The 7,736-nt window shown below is 41.7% G+C and carries 6 protein-coding genes; 5 read left to right on the top strand and 1 reads right to left on the bottom strand.

Annotation, left to right across the window (positions count from 1 at the left end):
* On the bottom strand, positions 1-1,945 hold a 1,945-nt coding region (locus AB6E30_RS22180; RefSeq protein WP_372105283.1), incomplete at its 3' end, for an Ig-like domain-containing protein.
* Positions 1,946-2,199: 254 nt separating this feature from the next.
* Here AB6E30_RS22180 and AB6E30_RS22175 point away from each other — a divergent pair.
* The 5 genes from AB6E30_RS22175 to AB6E30_RS22155 all read left to right on the top strand — a co-directional run bounded on the left by AB6E30_RS22175 (position 2,200) and on the right by AB6E30_RS22155 (position 7,159).
* Positions 2,200-4,047, top strand: coding sequence for a M3 family metallopeptidase (locus AB6E30_RS22175; RefSeq protein ID WP_372105281.1), 1,848 nt, complete (start codon positions 2,200-2,202; stop codon positions 4,045-4,047).
* Between the two features lie 121 nt (positions 4,048-4,168).
* The gene (locus tag AB6E30_RS22170; protein WP_372105279.1) at positions 4,169-5,185 is read left to right on the top strand and encodes an IS110 family transposase; all 1,017 of its coding nucleotides are present in this window, start codon (positions 4,169-4,171) and stop codon (positions 5,183-5,185) included.
* 587 nt (positions 5,186-5,772) lie between these two features.
* The gene (locus AB6E30_RS22165; protein ID WP_017100443.1) at positions 5,773-6,009 is read left to right on the top strand and encodes a TA system antitoxin ParD family protein; all 237 of its coding nucleotides are present in this window, start codon (positions 5,773-5,775) and stop codon (positions 6,007-6,009) included.
* The gene (locus tag AB6E30_RS22160) at positions 5,981-6,283 is read left to right on the top strand and encodes a type II toxin-antitoxin system RelE/ParE family toxin (RefSeq protein WP_048660731.1); all 303 of its coding nucleotides are present in this window, start codon (positions 5,981-5,983) and stop codon (positions 6,281-6,283) included. Before AB6E30_RS22165 ends, AB6E30_RS22160 begins: the two co-directional genes overlap by 29 nt.
* A gap of 423 nt (positions 6,284-6,706) precedes the next feature.
* Positions 6,707-7,159, top strand: coding sequence for a hypothetical protein (locus AB6E30_RS22155; protein WP_372105277.1), 453 nt, complete (start codon positions 6,707-6,709; stop codon positions 7,157-7,159).
* Positions 7,160-7,736 lie beyond the last annotated feature (577 nt).

Raw genomic sequence — 7,736 nt, 5'->3', positions numbered from 1 at the left:
CAAAATCCACACTGATGTCCGCCAACGTATCTTTGACGATGGTATCGCTAGAAGTGGCGGTATTGCCTGCAACGTCCGTAACGCTTGCTTCTACCGTTAGCGTACCTTCCGCAAAGGCTGAATAATCTTGACCAGTGAGAGTCCAAGTACCACCAGACACAACCGTGGAATAATCAACCGAGGTGCCAGCACTATCCGTAATAGTAATGAAAATGGTTTGCCCATCTTCAACATTTAGTACCGTTCCAACCAATGCGCCATTGCTCACTTCTGCTGAGTTGTAATACTCATCATCCGATGCAGAGAAATCGACGCCAATACTAACTAGTGTATCTTTGACGATGGTATCGCTAGATGTTGCTGTATTGCCCGCAACGTCCGTAACGCTTGCTTCAACCGTTAGCTCACCTTCAGCAAAACCTGAATAGTCTTGGCCAGTCAGAGTCCAAGTACCTCCAGACACAACCGTGGAATAATCAACCGATTTGCCACTAACATCGGTGATCGTAATGGATATAGTTTGACCATCTTCCACATTTGCCACAGTACCAACCAAGGCTCCATTAGAGACTTCAGCTTGGTTATAAAACTCATCATCAGAGGCAGAAAAATCAACACCAATGTTCACTAACGTGTCTTTGATAATTGTATCGGTAGAAGAAATAGTATTGCCTGCAACATCAGTCGTGCTAGCAACAACCGTCAACTCACCTTCGGCAAAGCCAGAATAATCTTGGTCTTTCAGGCTCCAAAAATTACCAGAAACAACTGTGGTATAGTCAACAGATAAACCATTGCTATCTGTAATCTTAATATCAATAGCTTGGCCGTCTTCGACATTGAAGATCGCTCCAATCAGAGCACCTTTGCCAACTTCATTTTCGTTATAATAGTTATCACCAAATCCATCAAATCGAACGAGAATCCGGTCAATCGTATCTTTTTCTATGGTATCCGTTGCTGTGGTAGGGTTTCCGGCAATATCTATGGTGCTTGCAACAACAGTGAGTTCACCTTCGGCGAAATTGGAATAATCTTGGTTTTCGAGCGTCCAGCTATTTCCTGAGACTACCGTTGAGTAACTCACAGATAAGCCGTTACTGTCTGTAATCGTTATTGAAATAGTCTGTCCATCTTCAACATTGACTACAGTACCAACTAATGCGCCATTCTCTACTTCAAACTTGTTATAAAACTCATCACCAAAGCCATCGAAGTCAACCTCAATGTTGGCTAATGTGTCTTTGATTGTGGAATCGTTAGCTGTAATGCTATTGCCAAAATCATCAGCAATGACCGCGTCGACTTGGAGATCACCCTCTTCCAATGAAGAGAGGTCGACCCCATTGACGACATACGTTTCATCGTTTGTGATGGCTGTGGTGGTTACTGTGTTTCCGTTAACATCAGTGATGGTCAGAACAATGGTACGCCCGTCTCGAACATCCACAGCCGTGCCCGTAATCGTGACACCTGGTACTTCAAACTGGTTTTCGTAACCGTCACCACCATCTAAAATATCAACGGTTAAGAGTGCACTAGGTAACAAAATATCAAGGTTACCCTCATTCGAGGTTGTATCTTCGTCGACATATTCTGTAGGACGCGTATCAAAACCCGCCTCTGCAAGCGTTTCATCTAAGGTGGAACGAACATAAGCAATAAAAGAGGCACTGGAACTAGGTTGGTCATTTACTGAGTTAGGCTGTTGAGGTGCGCTTTGAATGTTGTTAACGAGTTCGGTGACCACGTTTTCCAACTGTTGTTCAACTGCGTCTATTTGTGGCTCAGTTAAGGGCTGAGCCTCTTGTAAATTCTGAGGTTCAATGCTGACGACTTGCACGCCTTCAACTTTTGGCTGCGTAGCAGGTAATTGAAGCCAAGTACCATCAGGGAAGACTTGCCAAACAACACCACCAACTTCGATATATAAAATAGGATCCATCCTAAACCTCTTCCTTACAAAAGCGCTGACCTTGAGTACATCCATTTACTCAATAAAAGGCTGGAGAAATCAGCGAACAATTTCAAATTAATACTAGCAAACAACAAACCATTAACAGTTAATTAATTATCACTAATATGCTGTAAAGTAAACCGATAGGCTGTGACTTGCATTCAGTTATATCTATCATCACAAAATACATTCAATGAATGTGTCATAATGTTGAAATTACTGGTTAATTTTCAAGGAATGTCATGACTGCAACGAACTATCTCAACCAATTGAATCAAAAGTATCTTGCGACTCATAAAGCGAAAGAAGACTTCTTTTGGGATACATATATGGGGATCAGTGACGACCACGATGGTTCGACACTCGCGCAGACTCAGTGGACGGAATTTCTTAGCTCTGCCGAACAGATTACTGCTATCGAAACGCAACTCGCTGTTATCGATGAAATTCAAGACCCCCTCGAAAAAGAGAGTACACTGACAGGCTTGAATGGTTGGTTAGCGACCTTTAGATCTCACGCTATTGAGTCTGAACAGTCACAGAAGCTTAAAGCCGAACTCATAAAGTTTGAGGCTGAACTGTTTGAGAAAAAACAAAATCATGTGATGACTTACGTAAATGAAACAGGCGACGAAACAGAAGGGTCGCTGCCCGTTTTAGGTTCAGCCGTTAGAAGTAATGGTAATGAACAAGTTAGGCTTTCTGCGCATCAAGCACTATTAGGTTTAGAGCAATGGCTGCTGGCTAACGGCTTTATTGAGCTGATCAAAAAACGTAACCAATTTGCTCAATCACTGGGGTTTAAAACCTTCTTTGATTACTCAGTGCTGAAAACCGAACAGATGACGACAGAACAACTGTTTACGATTCTGGATGACTTCGAAGCACGCACGCGTGATAGCCATCAGCAAAGCCTAGCCAATTTGGCAGAACAGAAAGGCGAGAATGCACTTCAAGCCCATAACTTTACCTACTCTTTTGCAGGTGACGTTATGAATGATCTTGATCCTTATGTTCCGTTCTCAAAGTCACTTCGACGCTGGATAGAATCTTTTGGTCGCCTGAACATCGAATACTCTCAAGCCACGTTGAAATTGGATTTGCTTGATCGTAAAGGAAAATACCCTAATGGTTTCTGTCATGGGCCAATCCCTTCTTTCTACGACCAAGGCGCTTGGGTTGCGGCTCAAGTTAATTTCACGAGCAACGCTAAGCCCGATCAAATAGGCAGTGGTTATGATGGGATTAACACCTTGTTTCACGAAGGTGGACACGCGGCGCATTTTGCTAATGTAAAAATGAACGCGCCTTGTTTCTCTCAAGAATTTGCACCCACCTCGATGGCTTACGCTGAAACTCAATCTATGTTCTGTGACAGCTTGTTGAATGACGCCGATTGGTTAAAACAGTACGCGCTTAATTCAGAAGGCCAACCTGTGCCAGACGAATTGATTAAAGCCATTATTGATAACAAACAACCGTTTAGAGCCTATCAAGAGCGCAGTATTCTTGTGGTCCCTTACTTTGAGCGAGCACTTTACGAGCTAGCAGATGAGGATCTAACACCTGAAAAAATCACGGCACTTGCACGTAGCAGTGAAAAGGCAATTCTTGGATTGGCTTGTAGCCCTCGCCCACTGATGGCGATCCCACATCTATTGTCGGATGAAGCATCTTGTTCATATCAAGGCTATCTATTGGCTCACATGGCGGTGTATCAAACTCGTGCTTATTTCACCGACAAGTTTGGCTACTTAACGGATAACCCAGAAATCGGCCCTTTGTTAGCTAAGCACTACTGGCACAAAGGCAATAGCGTGAATCATGATGGGACAATCAAAAGCCTGACAGGGGAAGGTTTTAACGCCAAATACCTCGCTGACGAGTGCAACTTATCACCAGAGCAAGCTTGGGCGATTGAAGAACAAAAAATCAAACAGCTGTCGACAAGAGAACGTGCACCAGTCGCGGATTTGAATGCGAAGGTATCGATCGTTGATGGAGCAACTGAATTAGCGAATAATGCAAAGTCGAATGACCAAATGTGTGATGATTTTGAGCACTTTATTATTGAGCAATACGGTCGATAGATTGAGTTTTAATGCTAATGAAAAAGGCAAAAATGAGTAGTGACATAACTCATTAATTAGATGGTACGCCCCACACCTACGTTAAAATTAGCTATGTCGCAGTACATTTAGAGGTGCCATCATGTCAGTTATAAAAGTTATTGGTATAAATCTCGGGAAGTCGGTTTTCCATCTCATTGGTCATGACCATTCTGGCCGCGAAATTTACCGACACAAATTGAGCCGAGTTAAGCTCGTTCAATTCATCTCCCAACAAGAAACGACAACCATAGCAATGGAAGCCTGTTGTGGTGCACATTGGCTAGCTCGAAGATGCCAAGAATATGGTCATAATGTTAAGCTGATACCAGCACAGTATGTAAAGCCATACGTTAAGAGCCACAAAAATGACTTCATTGATGCTGACGCTATTGCCGAAGCTGCTACTAGACCTAATATGAGATTTGTTTCTCCTAAGAGTGAACAAGCTCAAATTAGTACGGTTATTCGGAGAATCAGAACGGGATATATTCGCGAAAGAACCTCATGCATGAATAGAATTGGTTCCATCTTGCTAGAGTTTGGCATCAGCTTTCCTCGTGGCCATGCCAATATGAAAAAGTTGTTCCAGTGGCTAGCAGATAAAGATGCAGTAATCCCGCCTCTGCTCATTATTGAACTTCGCGAACAACTAAATTATTACAACCAATTAAATGAAAAGATTACAGCTCAAGACCAAAAGTTAATCGAACTTAATAAAGAAAACGAGCTGTATGCTTTGCTTCAAACTATACCAGGTGTAGGCCCGATGACAGCTTCGTGTTGTTTGTCTTCTGTAGGTGATCCAAAAGACTTTGCTAATGGGCGAAACTTTGCAGCATGGATAGGGTTAGTGCCGTTTCAATATACAACGGGAGGGAAACCTCGATTGTTGGGTATATCGAAGCGCGGAAACAAAGAGCTAAGAGAATTATTTGTTCATGCAGCTAGAGCCGTAATGTGGAGGGATGCATCTGCGGAGCGCTACTTTGGTTCATGGCTCATTAATTTGAAGTGCCGAAAACCATTCAATGTCGCTGTTGTAGCACTAGCTAATAAATTGGCTCGTATTGCATGGTCAGTGATGAACTCTCACAAAGCATTCGAAGTAAAAGCATAACCAAGATTTGCATATGATAAACCAAGATGACAAAACGGTTAGACCACCAGATTGAAGACCTGAGGGGCAGAACAGCAGTAAAAGTGCTTTCTCATTTATGAGGACAATCTGGCGCGGATCTCATCGTAGAGCTGGGACTAATGAAAGTCTCAAATAGACTCTGAATACATTAGCGCAATCCAACTCTGTTATTTTGCTGATTCACTTGCAAAACAGGGCGTACCATACATTTGCCCCATTATTGGCTAGACCTTTTACTCATTCACACCCTGTTCATGGGTTTTTACCATACTAAAACGTATATCAAAGCTAACTGATTATCTGTAATGTATTTGGAGTCGTAACAAACTTTGGGGCATTTTCGAGTTTCATGGCACACCTTTGGACAGAAGCTTTTTCTAATTTAGTAAATGATGCATTATCTCCGGTATGGGGGGGCCATCAGAAGAGCACGACCTTAGAGGCTAAGTTCATTGTCACTTATGAGAAGTGAAAAAGCCCACTAGCAGGGCTTTTGTTGCAAGTTGCCACATATGATGCAATGCGCTACAATTGACATCAACAAACAAATGACCAAGGTAATACATATGGCTACTACAAGCGTTAGACTTGATGAGAGCCTAGTAGATAGAGCTGCAACCATTGGAACAGCTTTAAATCGAACGACCCCCAAGCAAATTGAGCATTGGGCGAAAATAGGCAAGATCATGGAGGATAACCCTGACTTAACCTACGAGTTCGTACTGCAGGCAATCATCGCTAAAGCCGAATTAGAGCACGGGAATACGACCTCTTATGAATTTAGCGAAAGTAACAAAGATTGAGCAAACTACGACATTTGCCAAGACAGTAAAAAAGCTACACAAAAACCAGAAACAAGATCTAGATAAAGCTGTGAAAGAGGTTATAGAAAACCCTTTTATTGGCGTGATGAAGAAAGGCGATTTGTCTTTTCTTAGGGTGCACAAGTTTAAGATGAACAAGCAGCTCACCTTGCTTGGGTACAACTACGATGAAGACGGGACGTTAGTCCTGACCTTAATGGCGTTGGGCAGTCATGAAAACTTTTATCGAGATGCATCCAGAACATTTAGATAACCAAAGCCTCGCCAAGCGCGAGGCTTTTTATACCCCTCAAACACCTACAAACTGATCGAAAAAGAACTTAAGGTAGCTACGCTGAAGGAAAGGTGGAATCTACCCCCGTGAAACATCACGGGGATTAACAGTATGAGAAGAGTGGATAAGTTTTAGCAATGCGTGGCAAAACGCAAGACCTGACCTTATCATTTTCTCTTCAAACCATATTCGAAATATGGTTTACGCACTGCAAGGGGGATTCGTTAGGTTATTAACGAATAAAATCATTAAGACCGTTGATACAGCTGAATACTTCCCTTAATAAATATTCCAGCGAAGAAGAGTAATATGCTTATTTAATGGTTCACCATTGTAGTAATATAGGTATCAGAGAGTGAATAAAGGCAATGAAGCCAGTAACCAACAATAGGGAGAGTCATCATGGAAAACCCAAACGCACAAGCAACTGCATCAAACATTAAAAGCTCATCAAGCGGCATGACAATTGGTTCGCTTATCGTTAACTCAATGATTGGCACTATGGCGTTAAGTTGGTTCGCTTTGATCCCTCACAACATCTATTTATCACTGACTGAAAAATACAGAACACTTTGGATTACCGATGTTCTTGTGGGCAAGAAGTCAATTTCTCAGCTAATGAGCGAGTTTGGCTCAGAGCATGTACTGTCCATTGTTATGATGCTGTTTTTATTCATGCTTAACTACTATGTCGTTCAGCAAGCTAAAATGCTTATTGATGGTGATGAGGACTGCATGAACCCTCACAACATGGATAAGCTGTCAGCGTTTCTAAGAATCTTCATTGCAACGTCTATTCACGTTGTTATGTGGTACTACATGACAACAACCAAGTACGCGCATTTCTTCATGTAATCGAAACAAAACAAGATGTGAACAATGTTGGTAGATTAGTAATCTTGTAATTCTTGATTACAATGAATCTAATCTTTTGGTTTATATTGTTTATTACAGTATAAACCAGTGTTTTATATAGAAAATATAAGGTTTTTTTTGTGGTTAATTTGAATAATTTCGCTACTGTTTTCCTCAATGTTGTTGCTGCAGGGATTGCACTAACTATATCTTTACCACTGGTGATATTTTTCGATATCTCTATTAACGGTTTTTTTAATCCTGAGTATGGTGTCTGGTCCACGTCTTTCTTGAATGGTAAAGTTGCTGCCGTGGCTTCTGCCATATCTTTTGCCGCTGTCTTGACTCTTCCTATGTATGTACACCATTTAGTCTGTAAGAAGTTTTTTATCTGACTTCACTCTACAGTTAGGGGGTAAGCAGCAAGGGAGAAATCGTGAATACTTTCAGACAACGTTTCGTTCTACTATATGTCAACATTTACATGTAATCATAACAATCTTGATTTATTAATGCTTTCTTAGTAAGCGTGCCATGAACACCGCATTCTAATCCTTCAGCACGAAGAATAAGATCA

It is taken from the genome of Vibrio sp. 10N.247.311.12, assembly GCF_041467515.1.
GTDB lineage: Bacteria > Pseudomonadota > Gammaproteobacteria > Enterobacterales > Vibrionaceae > Vibrio > Vibrio crassostreae_C.
This window is presented reverse-complemented; position numbering and strand designations above follow the sequence as displayed.